The following is an 18413-nucleotide window of genomic DNA, read 5'->3' as shown; positions in this document are numbered from 1 at the left end:
AATTAATACAATATATAATAAAAATGTATATAAAGAGGTGAGTGTACTGTTTACTCAATTTTCTTCAAAAGTTGCTAGGGTTAAAACAGAAATGTTATATCCTGAATTTTGGATAAATAATAGTAATACTTCAAAGAGAATAATAATATGCGATGATGAAAGATAAAAATATAATGAAAGATCTATGAAAAGTAATATAATAGAGGATATATTTTTATTACAAAATTTTCTCGAAGAGAAAGAATTAAGGAACCTAATTTTATCTGTAAGTAAACCTCATTCTACAATTAGATATAAAAATGGTCTTATTTTAGAAAAAGAATATTTTCTAAAATTAAGTAAAAATTTAAATTTAGAAGCTATAAAAGAAAAAAATTTAATACGGTATGGGATGGTTACAAGAAGGTCACATATAAAATCTTATCCTACAGATGATAGAATTTTTAAAAATCCAAAGGATTATGACTTAGATAGATTAATGGAAACGGCGATTAATATTTGCGATCCTTGTGTAATTTTACATGAAAGTAAAGATAAAGAATGGTATTTTATAAAAACATATGGGTATAAAGGATGGATTAAAAGAAAAGATATTGCTATAGGAGAAAAGGAACCTATATTAAAATATACAAAAGCTAAGGAATTTTTAGTAGTTACAGGTAGAAGAATTTATACTGGATATAATCCTTTTGATGAAAGTATATCTATGATTCCTATAGATATGGGAGTAAAATTTTCATTAGTAAAAGAAGAAGATATTTTAGAAACTATTTATGATATGTATCCTTGCGGAAGTTATGTGGTATGGCTTCCAATAAGGTGTTATGATGGAAGTTTAAAGTTTACACAAATACTAATTTCAAGAAGCGAAGATGTATCTTATGGATATTTACCTTATACAGAAGAGAATATTATAAGGCAAAGTTTTAAATGCTTAGGAGAAAGATATGGATGGGGAGGAGAATTTTTTGGAAGAGACTGTTCCAGTTTAGTAGTAGATGTATTTAAGACTATGGGACTAATGCTTCCTAGAAATACATCCCAGCAAGAGAAAAAGGCAATAGGAATAACTAAGTGCATAGAAAATATGACTATTGAAGAAAAGAAAAAAGTATTGGATACGATGACTCCAGGATGTCTTATGTATCTAGATGGTCATGTTGTGATTTATTTAGGTAAATATCATGATGAGTACTTTATAATACATGACACTATAGGTTTTTATGTGTCTAGAATATGTAGTGAGAAAAAAGGAGATTTATACTATATTTCAGCTAAAGGAGTTGCAGTAACACCATTAACTTTAATTTATACTTCTGGTGGAGAGAATTATTTAAGAGCTATCAAAACAATAAAAATTTTTGGTTAACATAGTTAAGAATTTATAGTAAAATAATAATAATATATTTTACTATAAATTATATTAAAAATCTTAAAAAAATAACAAGCTAGTATGTTAGTATATTTCGCATCATGCTAGGGTGTCATAATCACTTATAGAATTACTATGAGTATAACTTGATGTCTTGTTTGATATAAAATATATTACATCTTTGGTTTATTATTTTCTTTCAAACACCTTATATGAGAATTTAAATGGGAGAAAAGATTAAATATGCTTAAGAATATTCATGCTATTGATAAAATACTAATTGATTTTATACATCATGGATTGAAGAATCCATTATTTGATAAACTAATGCCAATTATAACTCATTTAGGTGATGGAGGAGCTATATGGATAATTATATCTATAATATGCTTATTAAAAAAAGATTATAGACATATAGGACTTCTTTGTCTTAGTTCTTTATTATTAAGTACTATTTTAACAGAAGGTATAATAAAAAATGTGGTAGAAAGGGTTAGACCAATTATTAGGTATCCTATATCAGATCCGTTGATACACATACCTAAATCTTTTTCCTTTCCGTCAGGACACACTTCATCATCTTTTGCAGTAGCTACAATATTATTTATATTATTACCTCAATACAAAATAATTCCTATAGTGCTTGCTGTACTTATAGGTTTTTCAAGAATTTATTTATATGTTCATTATCCTAGTGATGTATTTGTAGGTATGTTAGTAGGAATTTTAAGTGCCTTTATTATACTTTTAGGGTATAATTTAATAAGAAAAGATAAAGTTTAAATAATTATTATGAATTTTGGAGGCTTAAATAAAATCGTGACTTTGTCACGATTTTATTTAAGTATACGAATTTATAAAATTTTATTTTTAATTTAATATAAAAATAAATTTTACTCAATTTTTTATTTTATATAAAACTAGCTTAAAGCTAGTTAAATTATTGTAATATTTTTAATTTTAATTTAAAAGTAATTAGTAGTATTGTATAGTAACTAAAGGACATAGATTTACTATATAAATGCTAATTGAATTTATAAGGGTGGTAGGAGAAGAAGATGAACATTGGGGAATTACTTTATAGAGTAAAAGATATAATGAATATAGAATTTAAAGAGGTTCTTTATAATGACACTGTTAAACAGGTTTTAGATATGATGATAGCACAGAATTTAGATGAAGTTATAGTAGTTAATGAAAAAAAGAAGTTAATGGGTATTTTTACTAGAAAAGATTTAGCAAAAATATGTACTGAGAAAAAAGATTTATTAGAAGATAAAATTATAAATTATGCTATAAAAGATGTAGTTACTATAAATCCCTATAAATTTGCAAGAGATGCAAGAGATATTATGATCTTAAATAATATTGGACGTCTTCCGGTAATGGAGAAGGATAAGATTATTGGAATAATAACAAACAATAATTTGAGAGATAGTTTTTATTTAAAAGTAGATGAGATATTTAATCTCCAAAATAATATTTTAGATAATATTCATGAAGCTGTATGTATTTGTGATATTAATGGAATAGTAACTTATTGGAATAAAAGTTCAGAAAAACTGTATAAGGTTAAAGCTAAGGATATTATTGGCTTGAAAGTTACAGAACATTTTAATAATCCGCTAATCCCTAAAGTGTTGAAAGAAGGAAAAGCTATAGAGAATATAAGGCATGAGCCTATGAAAGGAAAGTCCGTAATTTTAAGTGTAATTCCAATATATAACTCCAAGAAAGAAATGGTGGCAGTAGTATCTACAGATAGAGATGTAACAGAAGTTGTATCGCTATCAAGAAAATTAGAAAGCGCTAATGCTAAAGTAGAAATGTTAAGTAATGCCTATAATAAAGAAATTGCTAATAATTATAGTTTTTCTTATATAGGAGGAAAGAGTAAAAAGATAATTGAGGCCATAAATCTTTGTCAAAAAGTGGCACCAAGCTCAGCTTCTGTACTTATTACTGGAGAAAGTGGAACGGGAAAAGAAGTTTTTGCGAAAGCAATTCACGAAGCCAGTGGAAGAAATGGACAATTTGTTGCAATAAACTGTAGTGCTATACCTGAAAATCTTTTAGAAAGTGAACTTTTTGGCTATGTAGAAGGGGCTTTTACTGGTGCTACTAAAAAAGGGAAAATGGGAATGTTTGAATTTGCAAATAACGGAACTTTATTTTTAGATGAAATTGGGGACATGCCTCTTGGCATGCAAAGTAAACTTTTAAGAGTACTTCAGGATGGTGTAATATATAAATTAGGTAGCGGTAAGCCTATTTATACTAATGCAAGAATTATAGCAGCTACTAATAAAGATTTAAAAAAATCTATTAAAGAAGAAACTTTTAGAAATGATTTATTCTATAGATTAGCAATTGTACAAGTTGAGTTACCTTCATTAAGAGAACGGAAAGAAGATATTAAAGACTTAATTAATTTATTTATTAGCCAAGTATCAAAGAATGAGGGAATAGAGATAAAGGAAATAGATAATAGAATCTATAATATATTATCATCATATAAATGGGAAGGAAATATAAGAGAACTAAAAAATGTAATTCAAAGAATGGTTTTACTATCTAATGGAGAATGTATATCAGTAGATAGTATTCCAAAATATATATTAAGTTATGAAGATGAAAAATATTTTGTAAATAAAGATATTGATTTAGATGATAAATACAACTTAGAAAAAATGGTTAAAACTTTGGAGAGTGAAATAATAGGGGAAGTTATGAATATTACTGGTGGTAATAAAGTTAAAGCAGCAGAAATTTTAAAAATAAAAAGAAGCACACTATATTATAAATTAAAACAATATAATATGTTAGATACCTGTCGATAAATCGACAGGTGTGTTTATTTTTTTGACATATATATAATGATTGAAAATCTTTATATAATGGGATATTGCAAGGGGGTTAACAAAATCGTAGCAAGAAAAATGTCAGTTTTTTGACTAAAAGTAAAAAAGATAAAATTTATTAATGAAGTGTTTTGTATTTATTAGGGCTATTTTCCAATGGTTAACTATAAATTTTTATAATATTAATAATATTGGCATGATTTTTGCTGATAAATTAGAGTAGGAAAAGGAGGGGAATCTATGAGTAATATGTTTAAATTTCCTTTAAAAATGCATGTAGGCGAGGCTTGTGAACCTCTTGTAAAAGAGGGACAAAAAGTAAAAAGAGGAGAATGTATTGCCAACCCTACAAAGGGATTAGGTGCTAAAATTCACAGTAGTGTTAATGGTGAAATTTTTAAAATAACAGATAGAGAAATAATAATTTTATGCGATAAAGATCAAAGCAAAGATTATGTAAAGATTAAAGAATGTAAAAATATTGCTGATACTGTATTTGAAGCTGGGATAGTAGGGGCTGGTGGAGCAGGATTTCCCACTCATATAAAACTTAAAGCTGAAATACCAGATGGATATATAATAGCTAACTGTGTAGAATGTGAACCATTATTAGAACATAATATAAGACTTTTAGAGGAAAATCCTCAAATAGTTATAAAAGGAATAAAATATGCAATGGAAGCTACTAAAGCTAAAGGTGCATACATAGGAATAAAGGCTAAAAATGAAAAGGTTATTGCCTCTATTGAAAAAGAGCTAAATGGAATTGATAACATAGAAATAAAAAAACTTAAAGATATTTATCCTATGGGAGAAGAGAGAGCTTTAATTCATGGCATTTTTGGAAGATGGTTAGAACCAACAGAGCTTCCGTTAGCAGCAAAATGTGTTGTATTGAATACAGAAACATTAGCAAATATAACAAGAGCTGTAGAAGATAAGAAACCTGTTATAGATAAAGATATAACTATAGCTGGGAAGATAAAAAGTGGTAAAGAATCTAAAGTATTTTTTGATATTCCTATAGGAACTCCTATAAAGGAGTTAATTGATCAGTGCGGTGGAATAGATGGTGAATATGGTGAACTTGTAATAGGTGGACCATATACAGGAAAAGCAGAAGATCTTGAAGAAGTTACTGTAACAAAAATATCAGGAGGAGCTATAGTAACTTTAGAATTGCCTGAATTTAAAGGAAATTTAGGATTATTAGTCTGTGCTTGTGGAGCAAATGAAGAAAGATTAAGAGATTTAGCAGAAAAAATGAAATCAAATGTTGTTAAAGTAGTACAATGTAAAAATATAGTCAATGTTAAAGGTGCTAATAAATGTAAAACTCCTGGAGATTGTCCAGGACAGGCTGCTGTAATTTTAGACCTTAAAAAGGCTAAAGCGGAGAGAGTATTGATTTCTAATTGTAGTGATTGCTCAAACACTGTTATGAACTGTGGACCTAAGGCTGGCTTAGCTGTATATCATCATACAGATCATATATTTAGAACTGTAGATCACAAATTAACTAGAAGACTTTAATTATGTATTTTTCACTTGTTATTTTATAAGGACTACATTTGTTAAATATTCATAATTATAAAACTACATTAAAATAGTAGATTAAAAGGAGGCCTTTGATTATGTCAATGAGTAAGGAACATGCAGAAGCTTTAAAGGACGAAGTTGCGGTTGTATGTTGTAGAACAGAAGCTGGAACTATAATCTCAGCAGATAATTTAGAAGATCCAGAAATTTTCCCTGATATGGTTGATTCAGGATTATTAAATATACCAAAGAATTGTTTTAAAATAGGTGAAGTGTTAGGAGCTAGATTAATTAAAACTATAGATTCATTAACACCTTTAACTCCAGATTTATTAGAAGGGATTAAAAGCTTATCTACAGGTGCTAAAAGCAAAATAAAAGAAAGTATAGATGAAAATGCTAAAGCAGTACTTAAAGTTAATAAAAAGTCAGGGCAAATTATTTCAAGTGATGATTTAGAAAATCCAATGCATTTTGAGCAATTAGAAGATTCATTACTTATAAGATTGAAAGAAGATGTGTTAACTATAGGAGAAGTTGTAGGAAAAAAATTAAAAGTTGATGCAGTTGCATTAACTCCAATTACAGGAAACATGTTAGAGGGATATGATGAGGCAGTAATATCAAATCAATCAGAAACTATTACAAGCTTTAATGGTGGAGTTCTTAAAATTAAAATAGCTGAAGGTAAGGGAATTGATATTGAAGTTCCGCTAAATATGGCACCAATGGCAGAATCTCCAGCAAAAATGACTACTACAAAGACTCAATTATCAAATATTAAAACACAGGAAGTAAAAATAGAAGATAAATGTGAAATAAAAGAAGTGATTTTAGAACCTAAAAAAGTAAGAAATCTAACTAAAAAACACTTTAAAATAAATGAAGTTAAGTTTGGACAAGAAACTAAAATTGAAGGGACAACTCTTTATATAAGAGAAAACATTTGTGAAGATGCAGCAAATGAAAGTGAGTTAGTTAAATCAATAAAAGTAGATATAATAACTCCAGAAAAATATAATATCTACTCTGAAACCATAATGGACGTACAACCAATAGCTACAAAAGAAGGAGACTCAAAACTAGGTACAGGGATTACAAGGATATTAGATGGAGTAATTGTAATGGTTACTGGAACTGATGAAGATGGAGTACAAATAGGTGAATTTGGTTCATCAGAAGGTATATTAGAAGAAAATATAATGTGGGGAAGGCCAGGTGCTCCAGATAAGGGTGAAATTTTTATAAAAACAGAAGTAGTTATAGCTAGAGGTACTAATATGGAAAGACCAGGACCATTAGCAGCACATAAAGCAACGGATTTTATAACTCAAGAAATAAGAATGGCACTGAAGGATTTAGATGAAAGTTTAGTAGTTAATACTGAAGAATTAGTTCAATATAGAAGACCAGGAAAGAAAAAATTGGTTATAGTTAAAGAGATAATGGGACAAGGTGCAATGCATGATAATTTAATTTTGCCAGTGGAGCCAGTTGGGGTTCTTGGAGGGAAACCAAATGTTGACCTTGGAAATGTTCCTGTAATGTTGTCACCATTGGAAGTATTAGATGGAGGTATACATGCATTAACTTGTATAGGGCCAGCATCTAAAGAGTGTTCAAGGCATTATTTTAGGGAACCATTAGTAATAGAAGCAATGAAAGATGAAGAAATAGATTTGGCAGGGGTTATTTTCATAGGCTCTCCACAAATTAACTCTGAAAAATTCTATGTGTCTGAAAGATTAGGAATGATGGTAGAGTCTATGGATGTAGATGGAGCTATAGTTACTACAGAAGGTTTTGGAAACAATCATATAGATTTTGCTTCTCATATAGAGCAAATTGGAATGAGAGGAGTAATTTGTGTTGGTATGTCTTTCTGTGCTGTGCAAGGAGCGCTAGTTGTTGGTAATAAATATATGAAATATATGGTTGATAATAACAAGTCAGAAGCAGGAATAGAAAATGAGGTTCTCTCCTGTAATACCCTTTGCAAAGAAGATGCCATAAGAGCATTAGCTATGGTTAAGTCCGCTATGACCGGTGAGGAAGTTAAAGCTGCTGAAAGAAAATGGAATCCAAATGTTAAGGAATCTAACTTGGATGAAATTGAAAAAGCTTATGATATAAAAGTTGATAGAGTAGAAAATGAAACTTCAATACCTATGAGTCAAAAAAGACTAGAAAAATATGCTACAAAATAGTGATTTTATGTAATGAGGTAAAAGATGCAATACGGAGATAAAATTATTGAAATGCAAGGAATAATAGTAGAAATACAGGATGGAGCCGTTGGAATTGATTTAAAAGGAAGGCTTGGTTATATGAAGATACCTATGAGGATGCTTATAACAAATTACCCTCTTAAACTAGGACAAGAAGTTGGGTTTAAAATGAGTTTTCCAGAGGTTTTATCAGAAGAAGCAAATGAAAAATATGTAAGTAATATTGAGAAAAGAAATAGAAAGGCGGGAAAGTAATATGGATTATTCTGTTGTTAAGAATTTACAATCAGAAATATTTGTACCTATAACACCACCACCAGTATGGTCACCTGTTACAAAAGAGCTTAAAGATATGAAGATAGCTTTTGCAACTGCGGCAGGAGTTCACTTAAAGACAGATAAAAGATTTAACTTAGCTGGAGATTTTACTTATAGAATAATACCAGGAGATACTTCATCATCTGATCTTATGGTATCACATGGGGGATATGATAATGGTGATGTTAATAAAGATATAAACTGTATGTTTCCTATAGATAGATTAAAAGAATTAAAAGAAGAGGGATTCATAAAAGAAATTTCATCAATACACATTGGATTCATGGGTGGCGGTGGAAATCAAGAGAAGTTTTCTAATGAAACAGGACCAGCAATAGCAAAAATGTTAAAAGAAGAAGGAGTAGACGCTGTAGTATTAACTGCAGGTTGAGGAACTTGTCATCGTTCCGCTGTATTAGTACAGAGAGCGATAGAGGAATCAGGGATTCCTACAATTTGTATAGCTGCATTACCACCTGTTGTAAGACAAACAGGAACGCCAAGATCTGTGGCTCCACTTGTACCAATGGGGGCTAATGCTGGTGAACCAAATAATAAAGAAATGCAAAGAAATATATTAAAAGATACATTAAAACAGTTAATAATTATAGATACTCCAGGAAAAATAGTAAGTCTTCCATATGAGTATATAGCTAAAGTTTAGAATATAAAATCCGACTTTCTTTTAAGGAAGTCGGTATTTATAGTTAATTAAGGTATCAAAAAGGAATGACAAGTAAAAATTTCATTTAGTTGTGATTTTAAAATATAATTAAAATCTAATATTATTAAAAATGGTGAGTTTTATGAGTGATTATAAAGAATTAAGAAAATTAATAATTAAAACTTTTCATATTAAAGAAGTTAAATTTTCTACTAGAACTTATATAGAAGAAGGAATTTTATATTTAAGAGAAGAGCTAAGTAATATATCCTTTAACAAAGAATACATTAGAGATATAAAATTAAATATAATTCTCCCACAGGATAGAGATATTTTTGTAAATTCTATTATGGATTTTTCTCCAATTGCCACTAAGGTTCTAGGTAATATAGGAGAAGGAATAACTCACGTGCTTACGGGAACTATAGTTATGGTTAATGGTGTAGACGAAGTAGGTGTACAGGTTGCAGAGTTTGGATCATCAGAAGGTATACTTAATGAACAAGTTAAATTTAATAGAGCTGGTACTCCAAGAACAGAAGATATTATCATACAGATGGATTTTATTTTAAAGTCTGGCATGGGTGCTTATAGGCAGTCCATAACCGAAGTTCATAGATGTTGTGATCTAGTAGTACAAGAGATAAGGGAAAGTTTAAAAATACTCAATGGAAGGCTTTCTACTGAAAGGTATGAGTATTATGATAAAGTCAAAAAAGATAGAAAAAAGGTAGTAATTATAAAACAAGTTGCTGGACAAGGTGCAATGTATGATACTTGTTTATTTGGAAATGAACCCTGTGGAACAATTGGAGGTAGGTCAATAATTGATATGGGAAACATTCCTATAATTGTATCACCTAATGAATATAGAGATGGAGCTTTAAGGGCAATGCATTAATGTTTAGGAGGAGTTTAATTATGGGAGTAGGACCGTCGACAAAAGAGACTACGCTGCATCATTTTAGGGATACATTAATTGACTTAATAGCTAATGATGAAGATGTAGATTTACTAGGAATAATTATAGTTGGAACCCCACAGGCTAACGAAGATAAAGTATTTGTTGGGCAAAGGGTAGCTACATGGGTAGAAGCTATGAGAGCGGATGGAGCAATAATTTCTGTAGATGGCTGGGGGAATAGTCATGTTGATTTTGCTAATACCATTGAAGAAATAGGGAAAAGAAATATTCCTGTTGTAGGATTAAGTTTTATTGGAACTCAAGCTAAATTTGTAGTTACTAATAAATATATGGATACTATAGTTGATTTTAATAAGTCAAAAGAGGGGATAGAAACAGAAGTTGTAGGTGAAAATAATGTTTCAACTTTAGACAGTAGAAAAGCATTGGCTTTTTTAAAATTAAAGATGAGAAAAATGGGGGAGTAAATCATGAAATTTATAAAATCTATTCAAGCTATAGACTCTCATACTATGGGGGAGCCAACTAGAATAGTTGTAGGTGGAGTTCCAGTAATAAAAGGGGATACTATGCCAGAGAAAAAAGCTTATTTAGAAAATCACATGGATTACATAAGAACAGCTATAATGCTTGAACCAAGAGGACATAAAGATATGTTTGGTTCTATAATAACTCAGCCAGTATCTAAAGAAGCTGATCTTGGAATAATATTTATGGATGCTGGAGGATATTTAAACATGTGTGGTCATGGATCTATAGGTGCTGCAACTATAGCTGTTGAAACAGGTATGGTTGATATTAAGGAACCATATACTGATATAGTTTTAGAAGCACCAGCGGGGTTAATTAAAGCAAGGGTAAAAGTTGAAGATGGAAAGGCTATTGAAACTTCCATAGTTAATGTTCCATCATTTCTATATAAAGAAGGAATAGAAATAGAAGTGCCACAAATAGGAAAAGTAATAGTAAATATAGCTTTTGGAGGAAGTTTTTTTGCACTTGTTAAGGCAGAAGAACTAGGGATAGATATTAGTCCTAATAATTCTACAAAGCTTAGTGCAGCGGGGGTAATGATAAGAGATATAATCAATAAAACAGTAGAAATAAAGCATCCAACTTTACCACATATAAATACAGTAGATTTAGTAGAAATATATGGACCACCTAAAAACCCTAATGCCACACTTCAAAATGTAGTTGTATTTGGTGAAGGTCAGTTAGATAGATCTCCTTGTGGAACAGGAACAAGTGCTAAAATGGCAGCTTTATATGCAAAAGGAAAGCTAAAAATGTCAGAAGAGTTTATATATGAGAGCATTTTAGGAACTATGTTCAGAGGAAAAGTTATTGGAGAAACTAAAGTAGGGGAACACCCAGCGATAATACCTGAAATAACCGCAAGTGCATATATTACAGGATTCAACCACTTTGTAATTGATGATAAAGACCCAGTAAAATTTGGATTTAAACTTTCTTAATAGAAGGTATTTTATTAAAGTGTAGAAGAAAAAGACATCTACTTTTGCTAAAGCATGTATAAGAATTTTTTAATGTAATACTAAAATATTAATTAGAATTTAATGTTACCATACTAGTATAATCATAAATATAGTCAATATTCCGTTCTAATTTATTACTTTACAATAATAATATTAGAACAAGAATATTGACTATTTTCATGTCTAAAATTATAAAATTAAAAAAATATTATACCAAAAGTTTGGAAATGGAAATAGAAATAGAGGTTAAATATTAATGAAGTTTTATAAAAATTATTAGATTATACTAATTTTTATTCTTTTTTACGTTTTTTAAAGTGATTATATTCATCATATTCTCTATCAAACTCATCTTTAGACCATTCTGCTTCAATATCTTTGCCATTTATTTTAATAATAATTTTTGGTGAGAATACTGGATTAAAGGTAATATTACTATTGTTATCGTTAGTAACAGTAAAGTCATTGCTAATATCTATATCATTGTCGTTTTCGTTATCATTGTCGTTTTCATTATCGTTATCATTATCATTATCGTTGTCATTATCGTTGTCATTGTCGTTGTCATTGTCGTTATCATTTTCGTTTTTATTTTCATTATCATTGTCATTATCGTTGTCGTTGTCATTATCATTTTCATTATGGTTATCATTGTCATTATCGTTGTCGTTATCATTATCGTTGTCATTGTCGTTATCATTTTCGTTTTTATTTTCATTATCATTGTCATTATCGTTGTCGTTGTCATTATCATTTTCATTATGGTTATCATTGTCATTATCGTTGTCGTTATCATTATCGTTGTCATTGTCGTTATCATTTTCGTTTTTATTTTCATTATCATTGTCATTATCGTTGTCGTTGTCATTATCATTTTCATTATGGTTATCATTGTCATTATCGTTGTCGTTATCATTATCGTTGTCGTTATCATTTTCATTATGGTTATCATTATCATTGTCGTTATCATTATCATTGTCGTTATCATTTTCATTATGGTTATCATTATCATTATCGTTGTCATTATCATTTTCGTTTTTATTGTCATTGTCGTTATCATTGTCATTATCGTTGTCATTATCATTGTCATTGTCGTTGTCGTTATCATTTTCGTTTTTATTGTCATTGTCGTTATCATTGTCATTATCGTTGTCATTATCATTGTCATTGTCATTGTCGTTGTCGTTGTCGTTATCATTTTCATTATGGTTATCATTGTCGTTGTCATTATCGTTGTCGTTGTCATTATCATTGTCGTTGTCGTTATCATTTTCATTATGGTTATCATTGTCATTGTCGTTATCATTATCATTGTCATTATCGTTGTCGTTGTCATTATCGTTGTCATTATCATTATCGTTGTCATTATCATTTTCGTTTTTATTGTCATTATCGTTGTCATTATCATTGTCATTGTCGTTGTCGTTATCATTTTCATTATGGTTATCGTTGTCGTTGTCATTATCGTTGTCGTTGTCATTATCATTGTCGTTGTCGTTATCATTTTCATTATGGTTATCATTGTCATTGTCGTTATCATTTTCATTATGGTTATCATTGTCATTATCGTTGTCGTTGTCATTATCATTATCGTTGTCATTATCATTTTCGTTTTTATTGTCATTGTCGTTATCATTGTCATTATCGTTGTCATTATCATTGTCATTGTCATTGTCGTTGTCGTTATCATTTTCATTATGGTTATCATTGTCGTTGTCATTATCGTTGTCGTTGTCATTATCATTGTCGTTGTCGTTATCATTTTCATTATGGTTATCATTGTCATTGTCGTTATCATTATCATTATCATTTTCATTATGGTTATCATTGTCATTATCGTTGTCGTTGTCATTATCATTATCGTTGTCATTATCATTTTCGTTTTTATTGTCATTGTCGTTATCATTTTCGTTATGGTTGTCATTATCATTGTCATTGTCGTTGTCGTTATCATTTTCATTATGGTTATCATTGTCGTTGTCATTATCGTTGTCGTTGTCATTATCATTGTCGTTGTCGTTATCATTTTCATTATGGTTATCATTGTCATTGTCGTTATCATTATCATTGTCGTTATCATTTTCATTATGGTTATCATTGTCATTATCGTTGTCGTTGTCATTATCGTTGTCATTATCATTTTCGTTTTTATTGTCATTGTCGTTATCATTGTCATTATCATTGTCATTATGGTTATCATTGTCATTATCGTTGTCGTTGTCATTATCATTATGGTTATCATTGTCATTATCGTTGTCATTGTCGTTGTCGTTATCATTTTCATTATGGTTATCATTGTCATTATCATTATCATTGTCGTTATCATTATCGTTATCGTTGTCGTTGTCGTTATCATTTTCATTATGGTTATCATTGTCATTATCATTGTCGTTATCATTATCGTTGTCATTGTCGTTATCATTGTCGTTTTTATTTTCATTATCATTGTCATTATCGTTGTCGTTATCATTGTCGTTGTCATTGTCGTTATCATTTTCGTTATGGTTGTCATTATCGTTGTCGTTATCATTATCGTTGTCATTATCATTATTGTTGTCATTATCGTTATCATTGTCATTGTCATTATCATTATCATTATCATTGTCATTATCGTTATCGTTGTCATTATCATTGTCATTATCATTATCGTTGTCGTTATCATTATCGTTGTCATTGTCATTATCATTATTGTTGTCATTGTCATTATCATTATTGTTGTCATTATCGTTGTCATTGTCGTTATCATTGTCGTTGTCATTGTCGTTATCATTGTCGTTATCATTGTCGTTATCATTGTCGTTGTCATTGTCGTTATCATTGTCGTTATCATTGTCATTATCATTATCGTTGTCGTTATCGTTGTCATTATCATTGTCGTTATCGTTGTCGTTGTCATTATCATTGTCGTTATCATTATCGTTGTCATTATCGTTATCATTATCGTTGTCATTGTCATTATCATTATCGTTGTCATTATCGTTATCATTGTCGTTATCATTATCATTGTCATTGTCGTTATCATTATCGTTGTCGTTATCATTGTCATTATCATTTTCGTTATGGTTGTCATTATCATTGTCATTGTCGTTATCATTATCGTTGTCGTTATCATTATCATTTTCATTATGATTGTCATTATCGTTGTCGTTATCATTATCATTTTCATTATGGTTGTCGTTATCATTGTCGTTGTCGTTATCATTGTCGTTATCATTTTCGTTATGGTTGTCATTATCGTTGTCGTTATCATTGTCGTTATCATTTTCGTTATGGTTGTCATTATCATTATCATTGTCATTGTCGTTATCATTTTCATTATGGTTGTCATTATCATTATCATTGTCGTTATCATTTTCGTTATGGTTGTCATTATCATTGTCGTTATCATTTTCGTTATGGTTGTCATTATCATTATCATTGTCGTTATCATTTTCGTTATGGTTGTCGTTATCATTGTCATTGTCGTTGTCGTTATCATTTTCATTATGGTTGTCATTGTCGTTATCGTTGTCGTTGTCGTTATCATTTTCGTTATGGTTGTCATTATCGTTGTCGTTATCATTGTCGTTATGGTTGTCATTATCATTATCATTGTCATTGTCGTTATCATTTTCATTATGGTTGTCATTATCATTATCATTGTCGTTATCATTTTCGTTATGGTTGTCGTTATCATTGTCATTGTCGTTGTCGTTATCATTTTCATTATGGTTGTCATTGTCGTTATCGTTGTCGTTATCATTTTCGTTATGGTTGTCATTATCGTTATCGTTGTCGTTATCATTTTCGTTGTGGTTGTCATTATCATTGTCGTTGTCATTATCATTTTCGTTGTGGTTGTCATTATCGTTATCATTGTCGTTGTCATTATCATTTTCGTTGTGGTTGTCATTATCGTTATCGTTGTCGTTATCATTTTCGTTGTGGTTGTCATTATTGTTATCGTTGTCGTTATCATTTTCGTTGTGGTTGTCATTATCATTGTCATTGTCATTATCGTTGTTGTTGTCATTATCGTTGTCATTATCATTTTCGTTATGGTTGTCATTGTCGTTGTCATTATCGTTATCGTTGTCGTTGTCATTTTCGTTATGGTTGTCATTATCGTTATCGTTGTCGTTGTCATTATCATTTTCGTTATGGTTGTCATTATCGTTATCGTTGTCGTTGTCGTTATCATTTTCGTTGTGGTTGTCATTGTCGTTATCATTGTCATTGTCGTTATCATTTTCGTTGTGGTTGTCATTATCGTTATCGTTGTCGTTGTCGTTATCATTTTCGTTGTGGTTGTCATTATCATTGTCGTTGTCGTTGTCATTTTCGTTATGGTTGTCATTATCGTTATCGTTGTCGTTGTCATTTTCGTTGTGGTTGTCATTATCATTATCGTTGTCGTTATCATTTTCGTTGTGGTTGTCATTATCGTTGTCGTTGTCATTTTCGTTGTGGTTGTCATTATCATTATCGTTGTCGTTATTATTTTCGTTGTTGTTATCATTATCATTGCGGTTGTCGTTATTATTGCCAGTGTCATTATCATTGGTATTATCCATACCGCTATCTAAGGCTAAATAGCTATAAACATCGGAATCATTAATAAGATCTATAGCTAAATCGTCTTGTTTTATTTTCATTTCATTATTAGCCATATTAATATTTACCTCCTAATAAATTATTTGCGCAGCTTGAATTTAATACACTTTAAAGTGTGCTACGCTCTATAATTGTCATCTTTATGATGGTTATTATCTAAAGATGAATAGCTATAAGCGTCAGAGTCATCAATAAGCTCTACTCTAAATCGTCTTGATTACTGTAATGATGGTTATTATGAGAATAGTGAGAGTGATGATTAGACGTCTTATTTCTATATGGGTTTGAATTAGCAGTTTGATTTGCAGTGTTATTTCCATCTTTAAATTCTTTATCTAGATTCATTTTTTTGTTCTTTAGTTCTTCTTCTTTTCTTTTTAGTTTCACTAGTTTTTCTTCATTCTTTCTAGCTAGTTTTAACATTTTTTCTTTTAATTTTTATTCTCTTCTTTCTAGTATTTTTAGCATTTCTTCAGGAGTTATAGGAGTCTCGTCTATTTCAGTATTTATATTATTAACCGTATTCTTAGGATTTTTATTTTCATCAATATTTGTTTCTTTTATTTTTATTTCATTGTTAGCCAGAGTAATATTACCTTCTAATATTTAATACATTTTAAAGCTAGCGGCTACGTTTTATAATAGCCATTTTCATAATGGCTATTATCTAGAATTGAATAGTTATAAACGTTAGAATCATCAATAAGGTCTATGCTAAATCATCTTGATTGCTGTAATGATGATTATTATGAGAATGGTGAGAGTGATAATTAGCTGCCTTATTTCTATATGGGTTTGAATTAGCGATTTGATTTGCAGTGCCATTTCCATCTTTAATTGCTTTATCTAGGTTCATTCTCATTTCCTTTAGTTCTTCTTCTTTTCTTTTTAGCTTCGCTAATTTTTCTTCATTCTTTTTAGCTAGTTTTAGCATTTTTTCATTTTCTTCTTTTCCTTGTAGTTTCATTAATTTTTCTTCATTTTTTCTAGCTAGTTTTAACATTTTTTCTTTTAATTTTTCTTCTTTTCTTTCTAATATTTTAAGCATTTCTTCAGGGGTTATAGGAATTTCATTTATTTCAGGATTTGCATTATTAACCATATCCTTAGAATTTTTATTTTCAACAATATTTGTTTCTTTTATTTCATTATTAGCCATTTAATATTACCTCCTAATATTTAATACATTTTAAAGCTAGCTGTTGCGCTTTATATTATTTATAAATATTTTTCATTTAATAACTTTTCTTATTTTTGTTATTTCATTGATTGTTCTTTAATTTTTTCGTTTGAGAGTTTTTCAGGCTTTTGCTCTTTAATTGGTTGTTCTTTAATTTTTTCGTTTGAGAGTGTTTCAGGTTTTTGCTCTTTAATTGGTTGTTCTTTAATTTTTTCGTTTAAGAGTGTTTCAGGTTTTTGCTCTTTAATTGGCTGTTCTTTAATTTTTTCGCTTGAGAGTTTTTCTGGCTTTTGTTCTTTAATTGGTTGTTCTTTATCCTTTTCATTTAATTTAGCTTCTTTTTTTTGCTCTTTTAACATCTTCTCTTCATTTTTTTTATTTAACTTAGCTTCTTTTTCATTTTTTTTCATTAGTTTCTTTTTATTTTTTTCATCTAGTTTCAGATTTTTTTCATTTAACTTTTCTTCTTTTCTTTGTTGTTTCATTATTTTATCTTCATTCTTTTTAGCCAATTTTAAATTTTTTTCATTTAGCTTATCTTCTTCTCTCTTTAATTTTCTTAGTTTTTCTTCAGTTTCTATAAGATCTTTTTCTATCTCAAGATTTGTTTTATCAATTATATTTTCAGAATTTTTTATTTGTTTATTAGCCATATTAATATTCCCTCCTAAAATTGTTTCCCTAGTTTAAATTTCATATATTTTAAAAGCAATTGACGCATTTTAGATTACTTCTCTACAGCATCTTTATCTGATAAATTTTCTTTTTTTTGTTCTTTCATTAATTTTTCTTCTCTTTTTTTATTTAATCTATCTTCCTTTTCACTTTTTTTCATTAATTTCTTTTCTTTTTTTTCATCTAATTTTAGTTTTTTCTTATTTAACTTATCTTCTTTTAGTTGTTGCTTCATTAATTTATCTTCATTTTCTTTAGCTAATTTTGAATTTTCTTCATTTAAAGCATCTTCTTTTCTTTTTAGCTCTGCTAGCTTTTCTTCAGTTTCTGCAAGTTCTTTTTCAAGTGCAAGTTTTTTGTCAGTAAGTTTTTTCACAGAATCTTTTATCTCGTTCATAATTATTTCATTTTCTTTATCTAATTTTAATTTTTTTTCAGCTAGTTTAGCTTCTTTTCTTTCTTCATTGCTTAAATTTTCCTGGTTTTTTTTAGAAGCTTGTCCTATTTCTAGTTTTATTTCATCAATTTTCATTTTCTCAGTACTCATAATATAATTTTC

General features: G+C 29.2%; 16 protein-coding genes. 11 read left to right on the top strand and 5 right to left on the bottom strand.

From position 1 onward, the window contains the following. The first annotated feature begins 37 nt into the window (after positions 1–37). The 11 genes from ACY1IQ_RS11990 to ACY1IQ_RS11940 all read left to right on the top strand — a co-directional run bounded on the left by ACY1IQ_RS11990 (position 38) and on the right by ACY1IQ_RS11940 (position 11385). On the top strand, positions 38–166 hold the full coding sequence (locus ACY1IQ_RS11990) for a hypothetical protein (protein WP_461614142.1): 129 nt from the start codon (positions 38–40) through the stop codon (positions 164–166). Positions 167–184: 18 nt separating this feature from the next. Beyond that, on the top strand, positions 185–1369 hold the full coding sequence (locus ACY1IQ_RS11985) for an SH3 domain-containing protein (RefSeq protein ID WP_461614141.1): 1185 nt from the start codon (positions 185–187) through the stop codon (positions 1367–1369). 246 nt (positions 1370–1615) lie between these two features. After that, on the top strand, positions 1616–2155 hold the full coding sequence (locus tag ACY1IQ_RS11980; protein ID WP_461614140.1) for a phosphatase PAP2 family protein: 540 nt from the start codon (positions 1616–1618) through the stop codon (positions 2153–2155). Positions 2156–2430: 275 nt separating this feature from the next. Beyond that, positions 2431–4212 carry a sigma 54-interacting transcriptional regulator gene (locus ACY1IQ_RS11975; RefSeq protein ID WP_461614139.1) on the top strand — a complete coding sequence of 594 codons (1782 nt, stop codon included), beginning with the start codon at positions 2431–2433 and terminating at the stop codon, positions 4210–4212. A 261-nt stretch (positions 4213–4473) separates the two neighbouring features. Next, positions 4474–5766: a proline reductase-associated electron transfer protein PrdC gene (prdC, locus tag ACY1IQ_RS11970; RefSeq protein ID WP_461614138.1), complete on the top strand. Its 1293-nt coding sequence runs from the start codon at positions 4474–4476 to the stop codon at positions 5764–5766. Between the two features lie 101 nt (positions 5767–5867). After that, positions 5868–7979 carry a D-proline reductase (dithiol) proprotein PrdA gene (gene prdA / locus ACY1IQ_RS11965; RefSeq protein ID WP_461614137.1) on the top strand — a complete coding sequence of 704 codons (2112 nt, stop codon included), beginning with the start codon at positions 5868–5870 and terminating at the stop codon, positions 7977–7979. A gap of 24 nt (positions 7980–8003) precedes the next feature. Further along, entirely contained in the window at positions 8004–8255 is a 252-nt protein-coding gene (locus tag ACY1IQ_RS11960; protein ID WP_461614136.1) for a CBO2463/CBO2479 domain-containing protein, read from the top strand. 1 nt (position 8256) lies between these two features. Beyond that, a complete protein-coding gene (prdB, locus tag ACY1IQ_RS11955; protein WP_461614135.1) occupies positions 8257–8982 on the top strand; it encodes a D-proline reductase (dithiol) protein PrdB in 726 nt (241 codons plus the stop codon). Positions 8983–9124: 142 nt separating this feature from the next. Next, a complete protein-coding gene (gene prdD / locus ACY1IQ_RS11950) occupies positions 9125–9883 on the top strand; it encodes a proline reductase cluster protein PrdD (protein ID WP_461614134.1) in 759 nt (252 codons plus the stop codon). A 20-nt stretch (positions 9884–9903) separates the two neighbouring features. Next, positions 9904–10374 (top strand): glycine/sarcosine/betaine reductase component B subunit, encoded by a 471-nt coding sequence (locus tag ACY1IQ_RS11945; RefSeq protein WP_461614133.1) that lies wholly within the window; start codon positions 9904–9906, stop codon positions 10372–10374. Between the two features lie 3 nt (positions 10375–10377). Continuing rightward, the gene (locus ACY1IQ_RS11940) at positions 10378–11385 is read left to right on the top strand and encodes a proline racemase (protein WP_461614132.1); all 1008 of its coding nucleotides are present in this window, start codon (positions 10378–10380) and stop codon (positions 11383–11385) included. 314 nt (positions 11386–11699) lie between these two features. On the opposite strand, the gene ACY1IQ_RS11935 is transcribed toward ACY1IQ_RS11940, so the two are convergent. The 5 genes from ACY1IQ_RS11935 to ACY1IQ_RS11915 all read right to left on the bottom strand — a co-directional run. Beyond that, on the bottom strand, positions 11700–16055 hold the full coding sequence (locus ACY1IQ_RS11935) for a hypothetical protein (RefSeq protein ID WP_461614131.1): 4356 nt from the start codon (positions 16053–16055) through the stop codon (positions 11700–11702). Between the two features lie 142 nt (positions 16056–16197). Further along, entirely contained in the window at positions 16198–16422 is a 225-nt protein-coding gene (locus ACY1IQ_RS11930; RefSeq protein ID WP_461614130.1) for a hypothetical protein, read from the bottom strand. 286 nt (positions 16423–16708) lie between these two features. Further along, positions 16709–17158, bottom strand: coding sequence for a hypothetical protein (locus ACY1IQ_RS11925; protein WP_461614129.1), 450 nt, complete (start codon positions 17156–17158; stop codon positions 16709–16711). Positions 17159–17256: 98 nt separating this feature from the next. Next, positions 17257–17832, bottom strand: coding sequence for a hypothetical protein (locus ACY1IQ_RS11920; RefSeq protein ID WP_461614128.1), 576 nt, complete (start codon positions 17830–17832; stop codon positions 17257–17259). Between the two features lie 74 nt (positions 17833–17906). Continuing rightward, the coding region (locus ACY1IQ_RS11915) for a hypothetical protein (RefSeq protein ID WP_461614127.1) at positions 17907–18413 on the bottom strand (507 nt) is incomplete at its 5' end.

The organism is Clostridium sp. Marseille-QA1073 (assembly GCF_054863625.1).
Note: the sequence above shows the minus strand (reverse complement) of the source record. Positions and strands in the feature narration are given on the sequence as shown.

Coding starts and splice junctions, on each gene's coding strand:
- ACY1IQ_RS11985 (WP_461614141.1), top strand. CDS start 185: ATGAAAAGTAATATAATAGAGGATATATTTTTATTACAAAATTTTCTC.
- ACY1IQ_RS11980 (WP_461614140.1), top strand. CDS start 1,616: ATGCTTAAGAATATTCATGCTATTGATAAAATACTAATTGATTTTATA.
- ACY1IQ_RS11975 (WP_461614139.1), top strand. CDS start 2,431: ATGAACATTGGGGAATTACTTTATAGAGTAAAAGATATAATGAATATA.
- prdC (WP_461614138.1), top strand. CDS start 4,474: ATGAGTAATATGTTTAAATTTCCTTTAAAAATGCATGTAGGCGAGGCT.
- prdA (WP_461614137.1), top strand. CDS start 5,868: ATGTCAATGAGTAAGGAACATGCAGAAGCTTTAAAGGACGAAGTTGCG.
- ACY1IQ_RS11960 (WP_461614136.1), top strand. CDS start 8,004: ATGCAATACGGAGATAAAATTATTGAAATGCAAGGAATAATAGTAGAA.
- prdD (WP_461614134.1), top strand. CDS start 9,125: ATGAGTGATTATAAAGAATTAAGAAAATTAATAATTAAAACTTTTCAT.
- ACY1IQ_RS11945 (WP_461614133.1), top strand. CDS start 9,904: ATGGGAGTAGGACCGTCGACAAAAGAGACTACGCTGCATCATTTTAGG.
- ACY1IQ_RS11940 (WP_461614132.1), top strand. CDS start 10,378: ATGAAATTTATAAAATCTATTCAAGCTATAGACTCTCATACTATGGGG.
- ACY1IQ_RS11935 (WP_461614131.1), bottom strand. CDS start 16,055: ATGGCTAATAATGAAATGAAAATAAAACAAGACGATTTAGCTATAGAT.
- ACY1IQ_RS11930 (WP_461614130.1), bottom strand. CDS start 16,422: ATGTTAAAACTAGCTAGAAAGAATGAAGAAAAACTAGTGAAACTAAAA.
- ACY1IQ_RS11925 (WP_461614129.1), bottom strand. CDS start 17,158: ATGGCTAATAATGAAATAAAAGAAACAAATATTGTTGAAAATAAAAAT.
- ACY1IQ_RS11920 (WP_461614128.1), bottom strand. CDS start 17,832: ATGGCTAATAAACAAATAAAAAATTCTGAAAATATAATTGATAAAACA.